The organism is Actinomyces graevenitzii C83 (genome assembly GCF_000239695.1).
Lineage (GTDB): Bacteria > Actinomycetota > Actinomycetes > Actinomycetales > Actinomycetaceae > Actinomyces > Actinomyces graevenitzii.
Map to the genome: position 1 here is coordinate 1,556,773 of NZ_JH470338.1, position 25,274 is coordinate 1,582,046.

Genomic DNA, 25,274 nt, shown 5'->3' on the forward strand with positions numbered 1-25,274 from the left:
CGGTCGGGCTGACCTTCATCACGCTTTTGATCGCGATCGGGCTGCTGATCCTGATCACGGTCAGGCTGCTGGTCATCCTTACGGTCAGGCTGGCCCTCATCACGCTTCTGATCACGGTCAGGCTGCTGGTCATCCTTACGGTCAGGCTGACCTTCATCACGCTTCTGATCGCGATCGGGCTGCTGATCCTGATCACGATCAGGCTGCTGCTGGTCATTGTCTAGATCAGGCTTCGGATCCTTATCGCGGTCGGATTTGTCCTCATCGCGCTTCTTGTCGCGGTCAGGCTGCTGATCATCCTTACGGTCAGGTTGGTCCTCATAGGGCACAGGCTCATAAGGTACAGGTTGAGAGTAAAAGTTATCCTTATCTTTAAGCCTTTTATCCCTCCACCTTTGAATCTTCTCAAACCTGGCTTCAAAACGACTCTGAGCACGTTTCTCAGCTCGGTCAGCCCTAGATTGAGCGTATTCAGCGTCTAAAGCCAACTTGTGAGACCGTAGAATACGCTTATCAAGCTTCTTTTGGGCACGTTCCGCTTTAAACTTTAAGAACCTGGCTTTACCCCTTAGCCAGGCCTTATACGGCAATGCCCTCTTATCTAAGGTAGCCTGTTTCACCGCATCCCTAGCTTGCTCAGCATTACCCAAGGCCTCACCAGCCTTGTATCGAGCTTCGCTAACATCATACTTAGCCCTCGCAACCTTAGATTTAAGATTGAGAGCACGCCTATTAGGCCGGCTAATAGCCATTCCAAGCCGGAATTTGGCCCAGGCTTCACGCCTAAGAGATCTTCTAATAGTCCTGTTATTGCGTTTTTCTAACTTTCGCTCATACCTTGCAGCTGCCTGCCTAAGCCCATGCTGGATTGTTCTTATATCCTTGCCAGAAAAATGAAGATAGGTTTTACCGTCTGCTCCATGCTCAATCGAGTAACCTACCCCTCGACGACGCAAGTCAGCCTTAACAGAGCGCTCAAGTTCAGGCGCGATTGAAAACATACGTAAGTCCCCACCTGCTTGTTGATGCAAAGTGGAAAGATCAAGCATGTTGCTACGCATATAAGTCATGATCATTGAAGCCGACATGTTGGCACCCTTTTTCAATGCCCATAACAGCAGATCCGGTCCTTGACGCGCCATTATTCCAACAATAATCTCTACGACTTTCCCTGCAACCTGCCCCGCCTGAGCTACTACGTCATCTGTAAGCATTTTTAAATCCCTTCCCGTTTGCCTTGAGACTTTTTATAGGTAGCCTCATTTTTAAAATCTTCAGTACGAGCCGCATATACCCAAGCTCGTGCCGCCAAGTCCCATCACTCTTTTTCGGTAATAGCCCTTACCGAAAAACCCTATAATCCATCATCGGATAACTACATTTTACTTTACATAAAATTCGCAAAACAAATTTTAAATAATTAGTAGCATCAGGTTCCTTCTGAGCATACATAGCCCAACGAAACAAAGTCAGATACGTGGAAGGATGCACCATAATCGCATCCAACAATTCAGGTGTTCGACGTTCCTTGTCAGATGCAATCTTCCAAAGCTGCCGAGCAGTCAATTTCCCGTCAAGCCTCACGACACTCTCCCCTGTGTAGTGGTGGTCACATGATGTTCATTGTCATGATGAACCACTCCAGTGCTGCCCACAATACTGCTATGTCTCTGCGATCACTACCCACCTTGCCTCGCATACACAGCAGGCACACACCTGAAAGCTTCCAAAATCGGGGTATTTTCCGCACGATCACTAGAGTTAGCCGATCAACACCAACCTCGCACCCACCACACCCTAAATGGTCTAGAACTTAACCTGATCTTCATCACTCGCAGACACCTTCGGCTTAATTAACTACCAATCCACCCCTACCGCTTAAACGCACTAGCGAAGAACAGGAGTTTGGGCTGTTCTGCCCACACTTCCCCCACTCTGTGAAGACGTGTCCGGTAAGCCTCCACCCAAGAGGCACTTGCAACAGTTTTCACTCTTTTAACAAAACAACGACTCTATTGCAGACAATGACAGCGCTTCGTGACAATCCAATGTGGACAGCCACATGGTGGTGATGTAGGATACTTCCCGATCGGCTGGTACAAAACAGTTCTGATCTGCACTAACGCGGTTGCGACCAGATAAAGTTTGTGAAATGGTCGTTAAGCGTTTCGTATACATCTGGAGAATAGAGCAATGCACCAAAAAATGTGTCCCGCAGGGCACGGTGCTGCGGCACCCACAGCGATTCCCATATGGGCTAAGGGTGGCAAATTTCTCTGCCAGTCACTTGGTGGCTGACACATACCACACTTGACGGTTAGGACACCCAACCAACCGCATAATGCGGTCATTTGGCGTGCCCTTCTGTTTGGCGACTCTTGCAGTCGACATCTGTAACAACTGAAGGAGACCTACGATGGACGATACGTGTGGCACCGTTCCAGACTATGGGCAAAATAGCGAGGCAAATTCCGGCTATTACCCCCCTGCGCCAGCCATGACGCCTGGCTACCCCTCTGCGGAAACAGCTAATGCAACCCCGGGAGGAACCCAAACTAGCGACAATGTGGACGCTAAAGTAACTAACTCTGAAATCGCTGAACTTATCGCAGGCGTAGACACAAATTTGAGTGCCTTCAACGAGCGCGCAAAGTTCTACGAGGATTTAGTAGGCAAACTGCAAAGCCGCATCGAGCTACTCCAGAACGACCAAATTCAGCAGCTGCTCGGGCCGGTCATGGTCAAACTGGCAATCTTGGTAACCCAGTCAGCGCAGTCAGTGGAGCTGGCCCGCGCACACGGCGAAGGCTACCAGGCAGACGTTGAGTTCGAGTTCTTCCACGATTCACTCATTGAAGCGCTCGATCTGATCGGTATCGACTCAGTTGGAGCAAAACCTGGCGATACCTTTGACAGGGCCGTCCACGCCTCACGCAAGTCTGTGCGAACAGGTGAACGCGCCTTGGATTGGACCGTGGCAAAGGTGCTACGACAAGGACTTATCCGTCCTGGTGCGGAGCGAGCTTTCCTACCCGCACAGGTAAGCGTTTACCGCTATGACGCGGCCTTAGACACCGCGCCCACTCAGGCATAAATCAATAAATTAGGAAGGAACCCTCGCATGAGCGACAAGGTATATGGAATTGACTTAGGGACGACCTACTCTGCCGTTGCCCTAGTAAACGAACTTGGCATTCCAGAAATCATCAAAAACTTCGTAGGCGACGACACTACCCCCTCGGTTGTGTACTTCAACGACGACGGAACTGTTGACGTCGGCAGCCAGGCCAAGCAGACTCAGGTCAGCGACCCTGACAATGCGTGCTCCCTGATTAAGCGTCACATGGGTGAGGAATACCCGCTCGAATTCCAGGGGCAGGAATACACTCCTGAATCTATCTCTGCGCTGATCCTTAAAGAGCTGGTAAACAACGCCAACAGCCAGAACGGGCTTGATATCAACAAAGCTGTTATCACCGTGCCCGCCTACTTTGGCACCCAGGAGCGTCAAGCTACAAAGCAGGCTGGGGAAATTGCCGGTCTCGACGTCGTCGGTATCATCCCCGAGCCCGTCGCAGCCGCTATCTCACTATGCGCCCGTCAGGAAGAAGAGCAAACCCTGCTCATTTTCGACCTTGGTGGCGGTACCTTCGACACCACCATCCTCAAGACGCGCGCCGGCAACGTGGAAGTCATCGCGATTGACGGAAACCGCCTGCTGGGTGGTGCTGACTGGGACCAGTGCCTAGAAGATCTGTTCTTGCAGCGTTTCATTGAACAGGCTGGTCTTGACGAGGACAATGACCCCTCGCTGGATGACGATTTCATGACTGAGCTGCGAGTGGCGGTAGAAGACGCCAAGAAGATGCTCACCGTACGCGCCTCCACTAACCTGCTGCTGCGTTTCCAAGACAAGAAGCAGCGCGTTGAGGTCACCCGAGAAGAGTTTGAAGCAGCTACCTCACACTTGGTGGCACAAACCATTGAAATCACTCGACGTGTCATCGAAACGGCTCAGGAGAAGTTCCCCAACCTGCATGTTGACCGTTACCTGCTGGTGGGTGGTTCTTCACGTATGCCCATGATCAGGGAGGCCCTGACTGAAGCTGGCTTCAACGTAGAAAACACAGACTTTGACCTGTCTGTTGCCAAGGGTGCAGCAATCTTTGGCCAAGGTGAGCTGCCTACGCCAGAATTCTCAAATGCAGATGCCGACGCCGCATCCGGCGACTCAGGTTCAAAGTCACTGTCAGGAGTCGGCCTGCGCCGCACAGTTGTCACCAACGTCCTCTCGCGCGGATTGGGAGTCTGTTTAGCTCGAAAAGTCGGCAAGGACGAATACGATAAGTACATTTACTTCCTCGCACACGCTAACGAGACGCTACCCCTCTCAACAACATTGGACGCTGGCATTCTCTACGATGGTCAGTCGAAGGTCTCAGTAGATCTTTACGAGCAGGGCGGCGAAACCGAAACCGAAGAGCCAGAGGCGAACAAGGCTATGGTTTCAGGTCCGAGCACGACCATTACTGGCCTGCCGTATCTGCACGCGCACGACCCCATTGACATCACCCTGGAGGTCTCAACGGAAGGCGTCGCCACCTTGGTCGTTGTCGAACCGCAGAGCGGTAAGTCATTCAAGGCAGAGGCTGCGGTCTCGGTCCTGACTCAAGAAGAAGTCAACAAGGCCAAGCAGCAGATCGCCCTAATCACTACCCGATCCTAAATAGAAGCACAGGAGTGAGGCGAAGACTACGGTGTTCGACAAGAAAGCGTATCGGGATTCCGTTCTGCAACCACTGAAAGCGAACGCATCCAAACAGGCAGCTATTGCAGACGCTCTTCGGGCGCTCAATGATGCAACCGATCGCGCTAGTGTAACTACGGCATTAGCCAAGGCTGATGCCGCCGCACTCTTCGCCCTCACTCCTGGCATGTCTAATGCCGAGTTAACAAAGCACTTCAGGGACCTGGAAATGTTCCTGAACAAAACCAGGATCCCTGTGGTGGTCTCGATCAAGCAATTGGTCAAAACTTCCAAAGCCTCACAGGGTGATTACATTTCCAACCCGGCTTTTTGGGATGAGGTAATTAAAAAGACCTCACAAATCCGCAAGGAGGAGCTTAAAGCTTTTGCTTTAGCCGTTAAACAAGATAATCCTCTTGGTGTTGTTACAGCTGAGGAATTACGTAAAGCGGCTTCATCCTATGGGATTAGCGCATCTGTTAGCGATAAGGAACTGGCAGGTGCAGTTAAAGCAAGAGGGGTAGAGGTATACCCTAAGTTAAAGGTGTCGATGGCGGACTTGGGGGTTTCATCCTCAAAGTTACGTCTGCACCCATCGTTTCGCAGCCTTGTTGACGTGCTGCTTATACATGAGCGGGGCTCACACCCCAGCGATATCCGCGTAATTGATGAGTTAAGCGCCGTCGTCGATGGACGCAGCCGCCGCCGTGTAACCACCGCTGACATAAAAAAATCTAAGACGGCTGCTAATACCCGTTCTGACGATGCCACGGAAAGTGCCAAGAAAACCCTGACTGTTATTGCACAGAAGTCTCCTACTGACGCTGCTTTACAAAGCTTCATTCTAGCCTGGTTTGCTGACTTGGCAGATAACCTGGTAGCTCGCCAGGGACTTACCCCAACATTGGCACTTAACCGCCTCACAGCACTTGGCCTCGACGACCAAGATGCTCGCAGGCTGGTGGTTAGTGTATCTACGGGGGGCGGCGGCAGCAAAGGTCCAGATTTAGCCAGCGCTAAAGAAATGATTGCTGCTGGTGACTTAGCGGGGGCACGTCGCCTTTACACTTCGTTTATTGGCACAGCTGGGGAGGAAAAAGATCCTGTAGCTTTGCAGGTAGCTGAGGCTCTAGCAGCTGCTGAGAAACGCAAACAATCCGCATTAGATGCTTACCATAAAGCGGTAGAGGCAAAAGACTATGCCCGGGCACGCCAGGCATTAGCTGATGCACAGGCAGTAGACCATGAAGACACAGAAATTGTCCGTCTGTTGTCTCAGATTCCTCCAGATGCCCCAACTAATTTGCGCCTGACTTATTCTTCAAACCGTAATGGCGTGCTTCTCTCTTGGCGGGGCAGCCAGGATCAAGATGTCAGCTATGTAGTAGTACGTAGTGATTCCGGCGCCCCAGCTAACCCTAAAGCTGGGTTCCAGGTTGTACCCTCAACAACTGAGCAGGAGGCTTTCGACTCCGATCCACTTATTGCGCAACAGTCCGTTTATGCAGTTTTTGCGCTGCGACAGGAGGGAGCCTATTCCACCCCGGCAGTCTCTACCCTCACTGTGTTGCCCCCGCCAACTGATATCAATGCGGCTGTCACCAACACTGATGCAACTGTGTTTTGGCAGGTAGCCAAGCAGGCAGCTGGGGTGTCAGCGGAGGTAGTGGAAGCTGATGGCTCACGCCGTAAATTCCCGGCCACCTCACAAGGGCGAATGGTTATTGACAACCTCAAGCTCGGGGAAAAATACACGCTTGTCCTCAAAGCCCATTACATTGTTAACGGCCAATCTAACCTTTCTGAAACAGCCACAATTGATGTAACTCCACGTGGCACTGTCCAGGCTGTGCGCGACCTGTGCCTAGCCAACGTAACAATGCCTAACGGTAAAGCGGGAGTGCGAGCCAAGTGGAGCGAAGTTCCTGGCTACACCACAGATTTATGGGCCTTCCCTATTGACAGCACTGTGAAGGTAGGTGACCTCCTAAGCGTAGATAAGCTCGACAAGCTAACTGCTAAACGGGTGGTTGGATCTATCCGCAATGACGGCGCTACCCAGTCAATGGATTTCTATGAGCTGCGAGATATACGCATGCTTGTGCCACTTACTTGGGATGGCAGTGAAGCAATTGCCGGAAACTCTCTGGTTACCGGCAAAATGCCGCACCCTCGTGAAGTAGAGGCAATGCGTTTTGGCTCCGAATTGAAGGTCTCCTGGATCTGGCCTCACGGTGATTACATGATGGACGTGACTTGGTCCAGTCTTGATGGGAAAAAGGGACAAAAACGCGTAGATAGGCTCACCTATAAACATGACGGCGGGGTGAATATCCCCAATGCGCAGCTAATTACCGAGGTAGGCGTGGCCACAGTAGTGATTGGCCTCAGCGAAACAGCTGCTTTAACGCCAGTAACCATCAGCCTGGAAGCAGTCCCACCCAGTATGTCCTATCAGCTTAAACTCCCCAAAGGAGTGTTTGGTGGACATGAGGCACGGGCAAGTGTCACCAGTGAAGAATTCACCGGGACCGTGGATCTTATAGCAGTGCTAACCCCTGGGGCTTTTATGCCCGCTAAAGCTACAGATGGACAAGAAATCGCCCATCTCCATTTGGACTTTTCCTCAGGATTAACCCAATCCTGCACATTCCGCGTGCCCAAACTTAAAGGCCCCTACTGGGTACGTCTATTTGCTGACCCAGCTTCAAAGATCATTCTTAACGATCCACCCACCTCATCCATGAAAGGGTGACAAATGCGTCTAACTAATTTTATGGCTCCATGCCCTTACTGCTACACGAATATTGATTTGCGTAAGGTTACTTTCCGCTGCCTTGGTCGCCCAGTCGCGGGAAAGAAAGCGTGCAGCAAAAAAGTCGACGACGCACGCTCAACGTACTTTGGTGATCTAAACGAGTACTACCCGACTTTCACGCCTTCAAACCGTTCAATGTTCCATGAAATCAGAAGGTCTACGTGCCCTGATTGCCTGGGGACAACCGGTGTGCGCCTATGCCCACAATGCCACTCGCGTCTACCTGATGGTTTCTCAAGCGATTCCCCGCTTTTTGGTCTAGTTGGTGCCCGCTCAGCAGGTAAGACCGTAATGCTGGCGGTGCTCATGCGCGAGTTGGCAACAAACGGGCCCGTTGCTCGACGCTTCCGGCACGTAATCACCCTGTATGGGGCGAACGAAAAAAACGGCCAGGCTGAGAAACTACAAAACCTCCTTGACCAGATGGAATCTACAGCTGGACAGCTGCCACCACAGACCCAGCAAACCGCTGGAGAAAAAAGCACCCCGGTGGTGTTCGAATGGAAGATGCCCCGTGACGGAATCGCCAAGAGCACGCTAGGCGATTACAAATCAACCGTATTCTCCTTCTACGACACCGCAGGTGAAGACCTGGCCGCCGATGAGCGCGCCCTGAGCATGACATACCTGCTGGCAACCGATGGGATCATCCTTTTGCTTGACCCCTTCAGCTTCCCCAACAACACTGGGCGAAGCAAAGCTCTAGCTGATCAACAGGTCGAAACCTCACCAGAAAACGTCCTGCACGCCATCACAGAAGTTTTGCGTCAAAACGAGCGGACGAAACTAAACCGGAAGATTAAGCAGCCGGTCGCCGTCGTCATCTCTAAAATTGACGCCTTCTGGGATGACATTCCCGCAAACAACCCAATCCGTCAGCCTTCCTCGAAGCTGCCCTATTTTGACGAGGCTGAAGCCACATCCGTGCACGACCACATTGCCTCTCTGGTTTCTCACTGGGGCGGGGACGGGCTATTAACAATGCTCGACACTAACTACGCAAACTACCGTTTCTTCGGCCTATCAGCCCTGGGAGCGGAACCAGATTACTCCACGCAACGCGTCGACGAACGCGGCCTCATCCCCCACCGCGTGGCAGAACCGCTGCTGTGGCTTATGACTGAACGCGGCTTTATCCCGAAGCAAGGCTGAGGAAATGTTTGACGTCGCAATTTATACAGACACTCGGGCCAATGAGGCCATTGATGGCATTGATGGATTCAACTTTCAAGCCATCTCGGAAGGTATAACCGCCCAAGACCGTCAGGTTATCCGCAGCAACATGCTTCACCGTGTGGTTGTGGGCTGGAACGTTGAGCATGATCCTCTAGATCACCCAGCTTCCTTCGCCTACTACGGGCACAGCGGGCGCTATTACCTCTCGCGTGGTATCTCAACGGGTGTCACCAACAATGGCCGCCCTGGCAACCTACTAACCGAGGCTATTGTCACCTCTGATCCTGATGATTTTGGCATGATGCGCCCGGCCCAGCTGCTGGGAGCTACCAGCTGGCGCCTTAAAAAGGCTCCTAGCCAGACATTAAACCAGTGGTCCTCCCCGCTTGAGGTAGATCCTGGATTTGAGGCAGAAGCGCTACAGGCAATGATTAAGGCTAATGCCTGGGCTGCAAGCATCTTCCCCAAGTTCCTCACCATGGTGGAAGAGGTTACCGACCCAGCCCACAAGCGCCTGATTATTATCACCGCTGACGCAACCCTCGCTATGAAATGGGTCGCTCTGGCTACGCTTTTCATTGAAACATCACGTTCGCTCTCTCTAAGTATCCGTGGTCTCGTGGCAGACCCCATGACCACAAGAGCGGATATTGTGGCAGCCAGCCCAGATTTTGGCCCCCAACCCGATCCTTCCACGCCACGGGCTGGGGTAAACATTATTGATCTAGACCGCCGCGCTATCGCTGAGGTTACCCCCAGCGAATCAGCATTGATTCAGGCGAACTGGTTCCTTAAAGAAGACTCTGCCACTGCACTTGCAGCAATTGACGTTGCCAGGCGCTGGGAGGAGTACCTTGGCCGCGACCTTGCTACACGTGCTGCTAGCCTCGCTTCATTCCCCAAAACTCATGGAGATCACACCGATTGGCTCACCGCTACGCAGGCGCTACACGACCTGGCTGAGGCCGAACAAGAAGACGAACTATTCTTCTACGGCGACACCCTGCTTGATATTGCCGTCACCTGCGCTTTAAGCACGCCTGAGGATGCGCAGCTAGCGGGTAATACAGTAGTTGCCTTAATACAGTCGGGCAGCCATGACCTTGCTGCTGGACTTTTAATGTCAGCTTTGGAATCTGCCTGCGCTAGCCCTCATTTACGTGAAGCCCTGCTGGAGACACTTACGACGGCGCCCGCCCAGCTGCGTTTGGACTGGGAGGATGAAAGCGCTAAAGCCCAGGCTTCACTGTTGCTATCACAGGTGGCAACTGAGTCTGCTGACAGCCTTTTGCCAGCAGTTTTGACCACAGCTAGCGTTATTGGCACCCCACTTGTGGATTCATTACGGCCACAGGTGCTAGCCCGGACTGCGCGTTTGTGGGCATCTAACCCCGAGTTAACTGAGCAGTGTGAGCAGTGGGAACATGTCGAGGAGATCGTTGAGCAGCTCGCCCACGCACTTGTGAAGTGTTGGTGTGCAGGTGGTCAGGATGATCTGCAACTACTTATGCAGGGCACCTGGGCATGGCTGGCAACAAGTCCCGCTTTAACGACGACGTCGCGCGCAATTGTGGGGCAATGGAACGTTGCTGCTGAGCTTGCCAAGCTGCCTACTGTTGAATGCACCGCTCAGCTACAAACTGCAGGGCAGCTACCACCTGATAGCTGGAGACTGCTGTTTGGCCAGGCGAAACTGCCTGAAAACTATAAATTCTTCATTGCTTGGGCCCAAACTCAACGCGAGCTTTCCGTTGAAGCAGGCAGGTGGCTCCTTAAGCAGATTTTTGCTGCCCTGGCTACCGGGGAGCCTCTGGTGGAGCTGCGCCAACTGCTTATTTGCCTGAATCAGTCAGGGATTGGGGTATGCGACAAGCGGCTGCGCGCATATGCTGCGCAGGTAGTTACTGCAACCAAGTATTGTCGCGATGCTGCTGCCTACTCGCGTAGGCCAAATCCTTACCTGTCTACGGTGCTAACTTATATTCCGGCTATGTCTCCACTTATGCCAGATTTTCTGGGGCAGATTATTCTCACCAGCCCTGACACTGTGGGTGTGTCACATTTGGTTGGTGCAAGTGAGACTTGGGCACGTAAATCTGTCCATTACTTTTTAAGCACCAGACCGAGCACCGTTAGGGAAACAGCTAATGCTGTTACCTGGGCCTTGAAAGCCATGCATGGGCCTCTAGAATCCCCCTCTAAGGGGGCCGAGGACTTCCTAGTTGAAGTATCTGATGATCGTGCGCGTAGAGGCCTGGTGAGCCAGGCAGCCAAGGAGAACCTAATAAATCAGCAAACTTTTGGCGCTTTTGAAAACTTTGTTAAAGAGGCAAAGAAGGGGCGCCTTAAGCGGAAACTGACTAAAGCAGCTAGTGGTCTGTTAAACATAAAGGGGCAGGATAACTAATGGATGAGAATTTTGGCTTAATTGCAGTAGCTCTATTTATTGGACTCGTAGTTGCTGGCGGCTTTATTCTCTGGCTAGCCATAGTTTCGCTACTGAAAATCTTTTCTTGGGTAGTTATCTATTGGTGCTGCGCATCAGTTATCGCGGCCATAATTGCTTTAATTACTGGCTTCATTGTTCCAATACGTGTACTTGTTACTGATTTTCCAGAGGAAGAGCCTCAGCTAGCCAGCCCAGACCTGGTGAAAACAAAGCGTATTATTAAGCACGCGCCGCACGGGTTTGCTAAGCACTTTGGCTGGGACGAGGCATGGCCTTTATATAATCCCTATCAGGCAAAGCTTGATGCGATGGCCGTGCATGCTGATCTGCGCACAGTATTAGTAGATTCCTGCAACATGTTTATTTGGGAACAAGATGATTCACTTACTCCCAGCATACCTGAGTGGCTTCATGATTTTGGAGATATATTTGGACCCCTATCCAAAATTCCTTTATGGTGTCTTTGGGCTATTTTTATTCCCGTCCCATATGTCGCATTTGTGGTAGTTCTATACATTTCTTACATAGTTTGGCTACTCGTTATGGCTGTTATTGGCAGCGTCGTTTGCCTGTTACAGCTGCTATTTATATCGCTGTATCGGTTATGGGACCACGCTCGGATGTCTCGACTGCGGGCCAGCGTTAAATGCCCCTACTGCTACGAGACCAACCCTCAGCCGGTCTATCACTGCCTTAACCCGGATTGCACAATTGTGCATCACGATATTTCTCCGGGGCCGCTTGGTATTTTTGCGCGTCACTGTGCCTGCGGTGTTAGTTTCCCAACTACGGTTAGGGGAGCTGCAGGAATGCTTGTTGCACTATGCCCCAGCTGTGGGGCACAGCTCGTGGCAGGTAGTGGATCCCGTATGACTATTCAGCTTCCTGCTTTCGGATCTGTTGGCGCCGGCAAGACTCGTTTCTTTGCAGCAGCACTTACAGCAACAGGGAATCAACTTGCAGCCACTAATGGCTCACTAACGGGACTTAATCTTGAGGCAGATGGTTTCTTGCGAGCCTCCGCTCAAGTTTTGGATTCTGGCACTGCCACCGAAAAAACAATCCATACTATGCGCCCAGAAGGACGACCGCTCAAGCTGACAACTGGCTCTGGCAAGACTGTTGAGTTGCAGGTTATGGATGCAGCTGGCGAGAGTTTCACTAACTTGCAAGCTACTGAAGAGCTCACCTACGTTAACTCGGCACCGACAATGGTCTTTGTACTTGATCCGCTTGCTTTACCACGCGTACAGGCACAAATGAGTACTGCCCGTGATCTATCTAAGATCTTGGTTGCTACCGGTGACCAAGAGGAAGCCTATGCTTCAGTGGTTGACAGGCTTAACTCAGAGGCTGTGGACCTTAGAAACCGCCACCTTGCCGTAGTTCTCACAAAGACTGATGTGCTTCGCAAGCTTCCTATCGGGAAATCTCTAGATCCACAAACTTCCGACACTGTGCGTGATTGGCTAATTGAGATTGAACAAGATGGTTTTGTTCGCCGTATTGAGAGCGATTTTGGGGATGTACGTTTCTTTGCGATCGACTCTTTAGTTTTGCGCGACTTGCATGATCCGCTAAACCCCCTGCGAGTTATCGACTGGGTACTGAGTTCTCAAGAAGTACCAATTAAGCTATTGCCTTCACTAAAACCTGAAGCCACCAGCAAGGGTTCGGACTCTAATTCTTAGAATCAGATCCCCAAAGTCGTCAACTCATAACAAGAGAAAGTGAACATACAATGAACGATGACGACCCCACTGACCGCATTTATAGTGATGCAGACATTCCTGACACTTATAGAGTTTTTCGCTGGCTCTGGAACCTAGTTCACATACTTATCTTTGGGGTTCTTTTATTTATTTTTATCGACTGGGCAATAACTGACCACCAAGGAATTAGTGCACTGAACGCTTGGCTTGATTGGTGTGAATCACTTCGTAAAACAGTGAGCGGCTTACTTCACTATCCATGGGAATAAAATTGGATAGGCTAGATAGCTAACCAGGTGACACGTTGTACTGACTCTTGGACAGGGTTTTAATTCCAGCTATGTCCAGGATGTAAAATTAGTTTTTACTTTCAGTCTACGAACACTAAAAAATACTATACTAGTAGAGATCAACCTGATCATAAGGAGGACCAACTTATGGCCAAGGATTCTGAATACTGGGACCCAGAAAATTCACACATAGAAGATTGGCAGCCAGGACAGCGACACTGGAAGCCCGGCGACAAGATGCCAAAATTCTCTAAAAAGAAAGTGAATGAGTACGTCGAGAAGCGCACGCAAGATCTTGTGGATGAAGTTCTAAGGGAACTTGACAGTCGTTACCCTCCTCGCCGATGAGGTAAATGCACGTCGATAGCGCCCTGCACTAGGAGCTTTCTAACGATCACACTCGTTGGGGTTTTTACACAATAACCTCAATATTGGCAAGGCTAATCTGCCTACCACACAAGTAAGTGGGTGACTACCATAAAGATTGGTAGTCACCCACTTACTTACTACTCTGTCGTTTGCAGCTCCGCTATTGATTAACTGATTAACTCTTGTAAAGGGCCTTATAGCTATGTCCAGGATGTAAAATTATTTTTTACTTTCAGTCTACAAAGCTAAAAAATACTATACTAATAGAGATCAATCCGATCACAAGGAGGACCAACTCATGGCCAAGGATTCTGAATACTGGGACCCAGAAAATTCACACATAGAAGATTGGCAGCCAGAACAGGGACAGTGGAAGCCCGGCGACAAGCCGCCTAAATTTTCTAGAAAAGAAATGAAGAAGGCTATTAAGAAGCGCGTGGAAGAGCTCGCAGCGGAATCCGAAGAGAGGGTTAATCGGCGGTACTCTTCCCACTGATGGGGTAGATGCACGTCGACAACACCCCAATACTAGGGACTTCCTAGCAAGCTCACTCATCAGGGTTATTTTGCACAATAACCCTGATGTTGGCAGATCCAATCTGCCTACCACACCCAAGTTAAGCGGGTGGCCACCAATTATGGTAGCCACCCGCTTACTTGCCACTCTGGGATTAGAAATGTCAGGGTAGCACATAGAACATGTGGGAACACCAGCAACGTGACATCCCCACAAACTAACAGACAAGCTGTTTTAACAGGAGTAACAGTTAACCGCTGTTTATAGTCTTGGGCTTACGAGGAGCTTAAACTAATCATAGACGAAAGCGAAGTATAAGCCTTAACCCTATAATTTAGGGTCAGTTTTCCTTTCAATAGAATGTGACCGTGGTTGTCGCGCTTTTTTGTCACCCATCTTATGCGCTTTATTCTTTATCCCAGCAATCACGTCCGCTTTAGTATGCAACTGCTTACCGCCGCCCCTAGCTAAAACATCCGCATGTTTAATACCATCTTGTACAGTACCGGGCACACCCAACCTGACAGCACGCTCTTGAAGTAAACCAATTCGCTCAATAACCTCAGCCCTATTAGCCACATTCCCACGCAAATTCTCAAGAACACCCACAGCCCCAGCAGGCTTTAACCACTGACCATCAACACCACGTTCATTGTCATAATGAACCACTCCAGCCCTATCAACAATACTAATACGCTTAACCGATAAATCAGCCTCAGCAGCACGTAAAGTTTTCGGCGTTCCTTCCAACCCAGCATTATGAGCCTCTAACGGAGTCCAACGTGCAGCTTGCCCCTCTTCTAAAGCATTAATATAACGCTCTAAACATCCACTCCACGACTCTGCCGGACTAACCCCCAACACAATTAAATGAGTAGAAGCACCCGCCTCAGCAAACTGCCTAGTCGTACCTAAAGTTGTTTCCGGATTACGCAGCGTACCTTCAACCACACAAGAATATCCATTCTCAGAGGCATAATCTAACGATTGCCTCACCAACCAGCCAGACAACTCAGCCGTCTCGCGCGGCATAACTTCCGGATCAGGCAACGCACATAACTTTTCATAATCCGGGTGAAATTTACGAAAATCATCACCAATAATCGACACAAAAGTTTGCCCCGAATAAAACGTCTTTAAAGAAGCCTCTAAGGCCCTAGTTTTACCCGCCCCAGGCTGGGCACCAATCGAAACTAGAACCGGCGACACAGAAGGCACCACACCACCAAAAAGCTCAGTCTTGGCAGTATTCCAAGCTCTTCGAGCAGTAACTGCATCGACCATGGTTACTTCACTCCCCGCGCATAGTTGATGTACCGCAACTCATGCTTGAAAGCCTCCATCATGGCAACTATCGCTGCACGATCATTAGAATCAACCGACCGACGCGCATCCCTTACCCGATGAGACTCACCAAGCCAAAACCTATCTTGCTCTTCATCACCCGCATCCTGCGCCGCATACCTCAACGCAACAAACGCCCCCATAAGCCGCGTACCAGTTTCATAGAAAATGTCATACAAAACACTCAACTCAGTATCAGCCCAACGACCCAAATCAGCCACGAAAACCACACCTTTCACTACATGATGACATCATGATATCCCTACACGCCGACCTCTACAGGTTCACCTTCCTGACGTTTTTGTTAGGGGACTATCGCTAACCCCCAACAAGCGGGTGGCCACCAATTACGGTAGCCACCCGCTCATGCAGCTCTGACTTGTAGCTCTGCGCTTGCAGCTGTGCCACTAAAGTCCGGCTGCTATTTTGCTGCTCTGCTCTAGCAGCCGCCGTCGCCTAGTAGATGCCGGCCCACTGCTAGTTGACTGCCGCTGCTACTACTTGGCGGCCTCAATCTATTCCAGCGGAATGCGCGTGAAAATACAGACCCTGTATCTCGCGCTCCCACAGTAGACCCAGCGTGCCATCAGGCAGGATAGTCATGCACTGGTAGACACCTAAAATTAATCCCAAATTTTCATCATAGTTGTATGATGTCTGTTGACACCAATGTTCTGCCACACAAACTGGTCGATGTCGACTATGTGCGTCCTGAAGACGGCAACGACGAGCTCATTAAGGAAGGCTAAAGATGGCTACCCCTTTTGTTCTTGGAGCTTATGCTTCACTTCCCGCCCCGGAGCTGGAGGCTGACTACTATCAGCTGTTAGCTGCCCAGCCTTGGGTTAGCGGCGTGGAGATCCCCTATCCGGGACAGTTGGCCACGCAGGCCCCGCTGTTAGCTAGCCGCCTGGCTGAGCACTGGAATTTCAACACTATTACCGCCATTCCGGGCACAATGCAGCACGTTTGGAAGGACGCTAACTTTGGTTTAGCTTCTCCCGACGACGCCGGCCGTCAGGCTGCTTTGGAATTCACCCGCTTACTGCAGCGCGACTTGGGTCAGCTATGTGAGCTTTCTGGCCGCGCCCTGGTGGCGCGGGTGCAGCTGCACTCGGCTCCTACTGGTTTGGCTGATGGCGATGCTTTTAAGCGTTCGCTTGAGCAGCTGCTGACTTGGGACTGGTTTGGCGCCAAACTGGTGATTGAGCACTGCGATAAGTTCATTGAGCAGCGCAAACCTGAGAAGGGTTTCCTCTCGCTGGAAACTGAGATCGAGGTGGTAAGCCAGTTCGGTATTGGTTTGCACATTAACTGGGGCCGCTCTGTGGTGGAGGGACGTCAGGCCGAAACCGCCTACCAGCATGTGCTTGCAGCCGGTGAGAGCGGGGTTTTGGATGGCTTGCTGTTCTCTGGAGCTGGCCCGGAAGAAACCCAGTATGGCTATGGCTGGATTGATGGTCACCTGCCAGCCCAGGTGGATGAGCCGACGTCGCTAATGAGTGACGCGGAAATCAAGCGTTGCGCTCACTTGGCCCTAAACCAGGGCTGCCACTATCTGGGAGCTAAGGTGTGCGTGCCCAAGCAGGCTAGCTTGGAGCAGCGCTTGGCGATGCTAACCAACATTTACCGGGCCTGCGAAATCACCAACTAGGTTTACTTGGTTAAAGCTGGTCTTTAACGCCCTAGGTTAAAGGCCAGCACCTTAATCAATATCTAAATAGGTTAATACCTAAACCTTTAGGCAATTCGCCAGAAGCCAAAAAACTGGTGTAAAACCGCCTAATTCTGCGGGTGTGGGGCGAGTCTTTTCGACTCGCCCCACACCCGCAGTTGACAAAGATTTATCTGCTATACAGAATTGAAAAACCAACAAGAATATTTGTATAACGCAGCCGTTATTACTCTACTTGTTGACCGTGATTATCCAAGGGAAAGAGCGTTTTTATGTCTGCCGATAACGACTCCGCCGCACAGCTAGTACGCCAAGGCGAGCAGGCCCGCGAACAAGGCAATTTTGATGAAGCTTTTAACTTGTTTAATCAAGCATTAAAGCTTTACTGGGATATCGAAGATTCACAAAAAGAACAGATTAGCTGCATTTACTGCCTAGCTGATATTCTGCGCGATTATGGTGTACCGAAAAAAGCTAAGGTTTTCTATGATCTAGCCAAATCGCTGGAGGATTTCGGGCCTGATCACATTGAAACCCTTAAGGCACGTAACGAATTGGCGCATTTTTACCTAGATAACAGGGATCTTTCGACATTCGTTGACATAGAAGAGCGGCTAGTTGCTGACAGTTTACGAGTTTTAGGGGCAGATAACCTTAACACTATTACCTACTGCAGCAACCTTGCAACTGGCTACATGTCTTTTGATAGGGCCCAAGAGGCTGTCAGTTTGTTAGAACAGGTGGTTGCTACCAGCACTAAGATTCAAGGGGCAGACCACAAAGATACCGTTTTCTTCCGCACTAACCTTGTTACCGCTTACGAAGCAGTTGAGCGATATGAAGAAGCTGAAGCTCTGCGCAAACAGGGGATTATTGAAAACGATTCAGATATAGCTGATGACGATCCTGTTAGGGTTAGTCTCCTCAACCAGTTGGCTGAAAAATTCGCGGCAAACAAGGAATTTGACTACGCTATTGCTGCATATGAAACGGCTATTTCGGAAAGTACCCGGATTTTTGGTGCAGAGCACAAAACCACCTTTATTGCGCGTTATAACCATGCAATCACTTACGCTCAAATAGAACAGATCGACAAGTCTATTGCTCTTTTGAAGCAGTTAATTGCGGACATGAAGCAAACTCTAGAACCCGATGATCCTATTTTTGACAGGATGTACAAAGGCATCTGCACTTTGGAGGCGGCGAGGAAGCAGCCGCCCTGTTAGAGCAGCTAAAACACTCGTAGCCTGCTGGCTTGCGCCCTCTACTTTAGGTAGCTACGCACCAGCTGGGTTACTACTGCGGCGCTGCGCGCGGCGGCTTCGTCAACCCCAATGTGGAAGTCTTCACCAGCCTCGGGTCCACACAGGTCAGAGACGCCTCGCACGGCAATAAATGGTAGCGAGTAGGCTTCACACACCTGCGCTAGCGGGGTGGATTCCATGTCGGTGCTGATGGCCTCAGGGAAGGCTGTGCGGGTGTCGCCCACATTCGCAGCGGTGACAAAACTGTTGCCGGCCAGCATTTGGCCGCTGTAGATTTTGGCGTTCGCACTGGTGGGGGTGGCCGCGTTGAGGGCCGGGCTGGCTGCTAGGGCCATGTCGCGGGCGACGTCGTCGCTGGAGTAAGTGGCGGGCATACCCGGCAGCTGGCCGCGTACGTAACCAAAAGCGGTGGCGTCGGCGTCGGTGTAGGCCAGGGTGGTGGAGACGCAGACGTCACCCACGGCGATGCCGGATTTGAGGCCGCCTGCGGTGCCGGCGCTGACAACTAGCCGGGGCTGCTTGGAAACCAGGCTGATTACGCTGGTGAGGGCGGCTGCGGCGTTAGTGCCGCCGATCTTGGAGCGCACCAGCAGCACCGGGTAGCCTTCAGCGTCCGGGGTCTGGCTTGGCGCGCTTTCAGCGCCTGCCGCCTCAGCAGAGCCTTCAGCCGCGCTGACCGCCGGGCTTAGCACGCGCGCGTAGACTGCCGCGTGGCCTAGCTGTAGCTGCTCCATGCCCACCTGGTCGATTTTGGCGGGCTCGGTTGCCGCCAGGAAGGGGGCCAGTTCCTCATCCATGGCCACCTGAATGATCGGCGCAGTGTTGAAATTACAAGTTTTCACGGCTCTGACCTTCCCCGGTTTCAGTTGGCGGTTTTGGTTGCCGCTGCTTGGGTTTCACTCACCGGCACCTGGGCTTCAACTGCCGGCGCTTTGGTCTCGCCTGCTGCCGTCTGGGCTTCGACTGCCGGCGCCTCAGGTTCACCCGCAGTCTGGGCCATGACCTGCCCCCACACTGCGCGCTGCGCCAAGAATTGACTTACCGCCTGTTGGGCGGCTTCTAGTGAGTGGTTGGCACCCCAACCGCACTGCACTTCATTAGCTGCGGGCACTTGCTCAGCGGTCAGGATGTCACGGAAGGTGGCCTCCAGGATCTGCATGAACTGTGGCGGCTCTAGACCTAGGGTGAGCGCATAGAAACCGGTTTGGCAGCCCATGGGTGAGAAGTCGATCAGCTTGTCGGTGTGGTTACGCATCAGCTCGGCGGTGAGGTGCTCAATGGAGTGCACAGCCGGCATTTCTAGGTGTGTCTGGTTGGGCTGGGTAAAGCGAACATCGTATTTGACTAGCTCATCGCCGCCGGGCAGACGTTTGCGGTCGGCTACGCGCACGTAGGGGGCGCTGACTAGGCGGTGGTCGAGGTTAAATGACTCCACGTTCATGCGCGGTTTAGCGACGCCGGGTTCCAATTCACTCATGTCTTAAGTCTATTTCAGAAATAATTAGTGGGTGCTTACCTCTATCCAAGCTGGGCCTGTGGGCGCCCCACAACTGGTTTTACTGCACGGAATTACTTCCTCGGCGGCGGCTAACTGGCCGTCTATCGCGCACTGGTCGCAGCGCGGCTGGCGAGTTATTGCCCTGGACGCGCGCGGTCACGGCCTCTCCCCCAGGTGGCAGCCCCAGCATCTGTTACGTGCCGGGCAGCAGTTGGTCGACGACGTCGTCGAGGTGCTTGAGTACCTACCCACCCCCGCAGCGGGTTTTAAACCGATCCTGATTGGGCACTCGATGGGCGCGGCCACAGCCGCCGTGGTGGCCGCCCAGCGCCCAGACCTGGTTAGCGCTCTGGTACTTGAGGACCCGGCCCGCTATGGCACACGTAGCCCCTCTGAGCTGCTGCGACGCGGCCAGGCCCGGGCTAACCATGTAAATCGCACTCTGGCGGATCTGCCCGCTTCACTGGCGGCCTTGCTGGAAAACGCGGGCACGCCCGGTCAGCCCAGCGCCCAGGAGGCTTTGCCATCCCTGTGGGCCTCGCAGCAGCTGGATCAGTCCCTGCTAGGCACTGGCGTGGTGGCGCCCGAGGTTGAATTTACCCAGCTCATGGAGTCCATTAGCCTGCCCACCTTGCTGCTTACCGGCGATCGGCGCGGCGAGGCGCGGGTGGGGGCGCAGCTATTGGCGCAGCTTATGGAGCAAAACCCCCATATTTGCGGCCAGGTTATGCCCGGGGCTGGCCACCAGGTTAGGCGCGCTAACCCGCAGGCTTACTACGACGTCGTCGACGCTTTTTTGCAGACGCAAGTGCCCGCGCGTGCAACGCAGTAGTACCCACAAGCGCAACGTCATAGTGCCAGCACAGGCAACGCAGTAGTACCCACGATCGCAACGTAGTAGCACCCACACGCGCAACGCCATAATGCGTGTGCGGGCTTGGCCATGATTGGATAAACACATGTCCAAGCGATCATTAGCAATGCAAACCCGCAAATCGCAACTAGCTGCCGCTAACCGCTCGCAGGCTGTAATAGCGAAACTACGCCCGAAAGTGACCCGCACCGGTGACACGCGTACGCAGGGCGAAGTGGTTTTAACTGTGTTGACCATGGCCACTGCGGCCACCTTGGGACTGTACTTTATTCGCTCAATTGTGGGCCCGGTGTTTTTGGCGTTAACCCTGGTGATCACGGTGCGCCCGGGCGTGCAGTGGCTGACAAGAAAAGGCCTGCCGCGTTGGCTTGCGGCTACCACCGGCATTTTGGTGATTTATGCGTTTATCGCCGCCATGGTGGTGGCTATGGTGGTGGCTATCAGCCAGTTCGCCATGATTTTGCCTGATTACGCCTCCAGATTCACGGGGCTTTTCGATCAGGTGATGCGCAGCGTGAAACGTTTCGGGGTGGATGAGGATTGGCTGCTGCAGCAGGCGCGCGCTTTTGACACTTCTAAGCTGCTTAACCTGGCTCAGTCGGTGGTTGATTCGGTGACCTCCACCGGTTCGCTGATGCTGTTGATGCTGCTGACCGTGTTTTTCTTGGCTTTCGACACCTCCTCGGTGGCGGTGCGGGCTCGCTCTTTGCGGGTGCTTAAGCCCGGTATTTACGACGCCGTCGCTAGCTTTTGCGGGGCCGTGCGCTCTTACTGGATGGTTTCGACTATTTTCGGTTTGATCGTGGCCGTCTTTGACGTGATTATGCTGTGGATTTTGGGTGTGCCCCTGGCTATCACCTGGGGTGTGCTGTCTTTTATCACTAACTATGTGCCCAACATTGGTTTTGTTTTGGGGGTTATCCCCCCGGCCCTGTTGGCACTGGTGGCTGATGGGCCGTGGACCGCATTGTGGGTGGTTGTGTCTTATTCGCTGCTGAATTTTGTAATTCAGTCCCTGGTGCAGCCTAAGTTCACCGGCGACGCGGTGGGGCTGAACACCACCACTTCGTTCCTGTCACTGGCTTTTTGGACCATGGTTATTGGTGGCCTGGGCTCGATCCTGGCAGTGCCGCTAACCCTGTTTGCCAAGTGCGTTCTGATTGACTCTGACCCGCGTTCACGCTGGCTAAGCGTGTTTTTGACGGCAGGCGATGAGCCCTTTAGCGAGCCCGACCGGGTAGAGCAAGATCTATTGTCGGCCACCCAGTAAAACTCCTACCCAGTGGGCGCCGCGCCTAGAGCGCTACCAGCACCTGCACCATCACGATTTTGACGATAATGGCCAAAGCGAACAAGGTGGCGTAACCAGCTTCGATGCGTTCGTCGTCGGCCTTAGACAGAGCGAAAGCCAAAATAGCCGGCTGCCCCACCAAACCGGCCAAACCGCCGGCGCTGCGCTGGGCGCTATAGCCAAACACTCGCCCACCAGCCAACACCACGCCGCCGCTGATAGCCACAATCAAGGCCGCCAGCACGCCCACTTTAAGGCCGGTGGCTGAGAAAGCTGCGGCTGCAAAGGCCTGTCCTGAATCCAGTCCAATTGCCGCCAAGAACAGCAGCAAACCCAGCTGGCGAATAGTTGAGTTGGCGGCGTGCGGCAGTCCCCAAATGAAGGGACCGGTGCGCCCCACCCAGCCCAGCACCATGCCCACCACCAGCGGCCCTGCGGCCACACCCAGTTTCAGGGTGATCCCGCCTGGCAGCGGCACCTCGATCAGCCCCACCAGCACGCCTAGGGCCATACCTAACCCCACGGTGAAGGCGTCGATTTGGGCTACGCGCCGCTCAGAGTCGCCGAACCAGTTGGCGGCCTCCTCCAGTTTTTCGCTGGGCACCACCGCCAGCACTCGGTCACCTAGTTCCAGCACCATTTCGGGGTTGGCCAGCAGGTCCAGGTCGCCGCGCCGTACCCGGGTGATCACTCCATTAAAACGCCCGGGAAAGTCCAGCTCCCCAATGGTGCGCCCGGCCACGGCGGTAGAAGACACTGTCAGGCGCCGGTAATCCACATGGGAACGGTCGTGGGCCAGGCAGTAGTCCAGGCTGCTTCCCAGCATCTCAACTGCGGCGCTTAACGACGACGGCGTGCCCACTACCACCACGCGGTCACCGGGCAGTAGCTCTTCAGTTGGGTTAATTACGCGGGTTTGGCCCTTGCGCTCTAAATAGGACAGGCGGAACTGGGCGCTTTGAAACTCCGGCAGGGTAGCTAAATCAATGCGCTGTTTAACCTCCACACTGGTGGCCACAATCCCGTCCGCGCTGGCTGGGCGGGGGTCTTTGCTGGAGGGCCAGTTACGGCGCACCACTAGGGCCACCATGATGATCGCTACGGCCACACCCACCGGGTAGCTCAACGCATAACCCACCGCCGGGTCTTGGTTACCTGCCGCCTCAATTGCCGAGTCCAGCACCGGTGAGGTTAACGCACCTGCGAAAGCGCCGGCGTTGTAGGCGCCCGAAACCCCCACCAGATGGCAGTAACCGGCCCCCGCAAACCCAGCCAAAACCAGGCCCACTACGCACAGCACCATGAGCGGCAGTTGGCGGCGCAGATCCCTGAAAAAGGTGTTACCGGCGGCAATACCAACCGTGTAGCAAAACAGCCCTAAGCCCAGGGCACGCAGCAGGGTCAGGTCATGGCCCAGGCCGGGAAATATTGCCGATAGGGCCAGGCCCGCAAATAGGGCACCAGCCGCCCCGAAACGAATGGGTCCGAAAGGAATTTGCCCAACCGCCGTTCCCAAACCGATTACCAGAAACACCGTCAAAATCGGGGCCTGGCTAAGAATCTGCGAGATCGCGTGCATCACCCTTACAGGCTAACCGACGCCGCCCCTAGCGCTAAGGCGCCGGGCCGGGGCGCTGGCGCAGCTGTACAGTCCGGGCGACCCGAGCCAATGCGCGAGCCCGGCAACCCCAAGGGCCGGGGCAGACCGCGCGCGGCCCGGCAGCCCACAAGCCTGGACAGACCATGCACGGCCCGGGCAGCCCCACGAGCCGGGCAGCGTGAAATTACAAATCACGCACCCGCCACCCGCGAGTATTAATACTCAACCTCTAGACTGCCTATATGTCCCAATCCCCCCTTTCATCCCCCAAATTTGCCTCCCCGGGCGCCCCAGATGCCTCCCCAGGCAGCCCAGAAGCTCCGAAAAGCGCCCCAAACCTCTCTGAGCACACCCCCGAAGTCCCCCCAGGCAGCCCAGACGCCTTGCTAAACACTCCAGCCCCATCTCTGAGCGTCCCAAATGCTTCCCCAAATCCCCCTGTGAGCGTCCAAAATGCCCCTGCGAGCACCCAAAACGCCCTACAAGCGTTGCAAATTGATAACAAAAACTCCGCTGCTACCCGGGCGAAAGTCCCCCAAAACACCCCCAAAACCGCTCAGACCAGCTCAGAAACCACCCGAGCCAGCTCACACCTCAGCCCACCCAACCAACCCGGCCAACCCGGCCAACCCGGCCGCCCCAACCAGCCCAGCTCAGAAACCACTCTGCCCAGCCGCCTAACCTGGGACGACCAGGGCACCATGTCGCGCCTAGCCCGATTTTTAACCCCACCCATGCTGCTAGCGGTGATTGTGGCCGTGACCTGGCCCAGTGGCGCACAAGTGGCTGATTTAAAGGAAAATGTGGGTCCCTGGTTCCTAAACGCGATCGGCAAAGACGTGGTTTTGAACCTGATTATGCTGCTGCCCCTGGGCTGCCTGGTAATGGGCGGCTGGCCCAAAGTCAGCCCCTGGAAATGGTGTTTAAGCGGCTTCGGCTTAGGCGCCCTAGCCGAAACTATCCAGTGGCTTTTCCCCGCCCTACACCGGCGCGCGCTGATAGACAATGTCTTTCAAAACGGCATTGGGGCCTGCCTGGGCGTGGGTTTAGCGCTGCTAATTATGTGGGCATTGCAGCGTAAATCCCGCTAATTTCAACGACGACGTCGCCCACGCACCCTGCTTTTCTTACCTCCCAAGTGGGGTGCGGCGTCGTCGAAAACAAAGCAAACACAGGCAAAACCAGCCCAAGCAGCCCGGGTTAAAGGACAAAAAGAGTTGGTGGAGGGTTAGTCCCAGTTGTTTCGGTGGGGGCTTGTATGGTGCAGGTCGTGCCAGGCGATAGCGTCGCCCCATCTAGGGATGACACCAGCTGCGGGCTGTGTGCGCGAGGCATGTTCCCATTGGGCTTCAATCTGGGTGTCTGTGGGCATGATTTTGAGGATCTGGGCTGGTGGGAGCGGGTTTTCGGTGTGCATGTAGCACCACCAGAAGATCGCTTTGATCCGGCGGGTCAGCCGCATTCCCCGGTGGTCGCGCAACAGTTGACGCAAGGGCGCGTTGGTCGCGCCTTCAATCTGGTTGTTCATCGCCGGCAACGCCCCCTCAAACTGGGGGTCGGTGTAGGTGAACAACACCTCGGCTCCGATGAGCCGGTTCACACTGTTGCGGGCCCGCACGAGTCGTTCGTGCGTGTATTGCCACCCGCCA

19 protein-coding genes and 2 pseudogenes are annotated in these 25,274 nt (G+C 53.5%); 14 read left to right on the plus strand and 7 right to left on the minus strand.

Annotated features, from left to right (window positions below; all coding sequences use genetic code 11):
• Nucleotides 1-1,214 (minus strand): hypothetical protein (locus tag HMPREF0045_RS10745; RefSeq protein WP_005986719.1); only part of this gene is annotated, 1,214 nt, incomplete at its 3' end.
• 1,202 nt (nucleotides 1,215-2,416) lie between these two features.
• Here HMPREF0045_RS10745 and HMPREF0045_RS06605 point away from each other — a divergent pair.
• From HMPREF0045_RS06605 to HMPREF0045_RS06640, 9 genes are all read left to right on the plus strand, one after another.
• Nucleotides 2,417-3,094: a hypothetical protein gene (locus tag HMPREF0045_RS06605; protein WP_005986722.1), complete on the plus strand. Its 678-nt coding sequence runs from the start codon at nucleotides 2,417-2,419 to the stop codon at nucleotides 3,092-3,094.
• Between the two features lie 27 nt (nucleotides 3,095-3,121).
• A complete protein-coding gene (locus HMPREF0045_RS06610; protein WP_005986724.1) occupies nucleotides 3,122-4,726 on the plus strand; it encodes an Hsp70 family protein in 1,605 nt (534 codons plus the stop codon).
• Between the two features lie 637 nt (nucleotides 4,727-5,363).
• A complete protein-coding gene (locus HMPREF0045_RS06615; protein WP_231196687.1) occupies nucleotides 5,364-7,502 on the plus strand; it encodes a DUF3987 domain-containing protein in 2,139 nt (712 codons plus the stop codon).
• Between the two features lie 252 nt (nucleotides 7,503-7,754).
• Entirely contained in the window at nucleotides 7,755-8,717 is a 963-nt protein-coding gene (locus HMPREF0045_RS06620; RefSeq protein ID WP_231196688.1) for a TRAFAC clade GTPase domain-containing protein, read from the plus strand.
• Nucleotides 8,718-8,721: 4 nt separating this feature from the next.
• On the plus strand, nucleotides 8,722-11,148 hold the full coding sequence (locus HMPREF0045_RS06625) for a GAP1-N2 domain-containing protein (RefSeq protein ID WP_005986730.1): 2,427 nt from the start codon (nucleotides 8,722-8,724) through the stop codon (nucleotides 11,146-11,148).
• Nucleotides 11,148-12,881, plus strand: coding sequence for a TRAFAC clade GTPase domain-containing protein (locus tag HMPREF0045_RS06630; RefSeq protein WP_005986733.1), 1,734 nt, complete (start codon nucleotides 11,148-11,150; stop codon nucleotides 12,879-12,881). The genes HMPREF0045_RS06625 and HMPREF0045_RS06630 overlap by 1 nt, the downstream gene beginning before the upstream one ends.
• A gap of 50 nt (nucleotides 12,882-12,931) precedes the next feature.
• Nucleotides 12,932-13,171, plus strand: coding sequence for a hypothetical protein (locus HMPREF0045_RS10530; RefSeq protein ID WP_005986735.1), 240 nt, complete (start codon nucleotides 12,932-12,934; stop codon nucleotides 13,169-13,171).
• Between the two features lie 168 nt (nucleotides 13,172-13,339).
• A complete protein-coding gene (locus tag HMPREF0045_RS06635; protein WP_005986737.1) occupies nucleotides 13,340-13,540 on the plus strand; it encodes a hypothetical protein in 201 nt (66 codons plus the stop codon).
• A 319-nt stretch (nucleotides 13,541-13,859) separates the two neighbouring features.
• Nucleotides 13,860-14,057 (plus strand): hypothetical protein, encoded by a 198-nt coding sequence (locus HMPREF0045_RS06640; protein ID WP_005986739.1) that lies wholly within the window; start codon nucleotides 13,860-13,862, stop codon nucleotides 14,055-14,057.
• A gap of 348 nt (nucleotides 14,058-14,405) precedes the next feature.
• Here HMPREF0045_RS06640 and HMPREF0045_RS10180 read toward each other — a convergent pair whose 3' ends face one another.
• Both HMPREF0045_RS10180 and HMPREF0045_RS06645 read right to left on the minus strand, forming a co-directional pair.
• Nucleotides 14,406-15,362, minus strand: a complete 957-nt coding sequence (locus HMPREF0045_RS10180; RefSeq protein WP_005986741.1) for a zeta toxin family protein — start codon at nucleotides 15,360-15,362, stop codon at nucleotides 14,406-14,408.
• 2 nt (nucleotides 15,363-15,364) lie between these two features.
• Nucleotides 15,365-15,643 carry a hypothetical protein gene (locus HMPREF0045_RS06645; RefSeq protein WP_005986743.1) on the minus strand — a complete coding sequence of 93 codons (279 nt, stop codon included), beginning with the start codon at nucleotides 15,641-15,643 and terminating at the stop codon, nucleotides 15,365-15,367.
• 530 nt (nucleotides 15,644-16,173) lie between these two features.
• Between HMPREF0045_RS06645 and HMPREF0045_RS06650 the strand changes: the two genes are divergently transcribed.
• Nucleotides 16,174-17,076 (plus strand): DUF4862 family protein, encoded by a 903-nt coding sequence (locus HMPREF0045_RS06650; RefSeq protein ID WP_005986747.1) that lies wholly within the window; start codon nucleotides 16,174-16,176, stop codon nucleotides 17,074-17,076.
• 293 nt (nucleotides 17,077-17,369) lie between these two features.
• Complete coding sequence (locus tag HMPREF0045_RS06655; RefSeq protein ID WP_005986749.1) at nucleotides 17,370-18,323, plus strand: tetratricopeptide repeat protein; 954 nt, start codon at nucleotides 17,370-17,372, stop codon at nucleotides 18,321-18,323.
• A gap of 38 nt (nucleotides 18,324-18,361) precedes the next feature.
• Here the strand turns inward: HMPREF0045_RS06655 and mtnN are convergent, their stop codons facing one another.
• Together mtnN and HMPREF0045_RS06665 are read right to left on the minus strand one after the other, a co-directional pair.
• A complete protein-coding gene (gene mtnN / locus HMPREF0045_RS06660; protein WP_005986751.1) occupies nucleotides 18,362-19,204 on the minus strand; it encodes a 5'-methylthioadenosine/S-adenosylhomocysteine nucleosidase in 843 nt (280 codons plus the stop codon).
• A 152-nt stretch (nucleotides 19,205-19,356) separates the two neighbouring features.
• Nucleotides 19,357-19,803, minus strand: a pseudogene (locus HMPREF0045_RS06665) (S-ribosylhomocysteine lyase); the annotation flags it as partial.
• Between the two features lie 67 nt (nucleotides 19,804-19,870).
• Here HMPREF0045_RS06665 and HMPREF0045_RS06670 point away from each other — a divergent pair.
• Together HMPREF0045_RS06670 and HMPREF0045_RS06675 are read left to right on the plus strand one after the other, a co-directional pair.
• Complete coding sequence (locus tag HMPREF0045_RS06670) at nucleotides 19,871-20,692, plus strand: alpha/beta fold hydrolase (protein WP_005986756.1); 822 nt, start codon at nucleotides 19,871-19,873, stop codon at nucleotides 20,690-20,692.
• 148 nt (nucleotides 20,693-20,840) lie between these two features.
• Nucleotides 20,841-22,004, plus strand: a complete 1,164-nt coding sequence (locus tag HMPREF0045_RS06675; RefSeq protein WP_005986757.1) for an AI-2E family transporter — start codon at nucleotides 20,841-20,843, stop codon at nucleotides 22,002-22,004.
• 25 nt (nucleotides 22,005-22,029) lie between these two features.
• Here HMPREF0045_RS06675 and HMPREF0045_RS06680 read toward each other — a convergent pair whose 3' ends face one another.
• Nucleotides 22,030-23,604: an aspartate:alanine exchanger family transporter gene (locus HMPREF0045_RS06680; RefSeq protein WP_005986760.1), complete on the minus strand. Its 1,575-nt coding sequence runs from the start codon at nucleotides 23,602-23,604 to the stop codon at nucleotides 22,030-22,032.
• Between the two features lie 461 nt (nucleotides 23,605-24,065).
• Between HMPREF0045_RS06680 and HMPREF0045_RS11055 the strand changes: the two genes are divergently transcribed.
• A complete protein-coding gene (locus HMPREF0045_RS11055) occupies nucleotides 24,066-24,716 on the plus strand; it encodes a VanZ family protein (protein WP_231196689.1) in 651 nt (216 codons plus the stop codon).
• 137 nt (nucleotides 24,717-24,853) lie between these two features.
• On the opposite strand, the pseudogene HMPREF0045_RS11060 reads toward HMPREF0045_RS11055, so the two are convergent.
• Nucleotides 24,854-25,274, minus strand: a pseudogene (locus tag HMPREF0045_RS11060) (hypothetical protein); the annotation flags it as partial.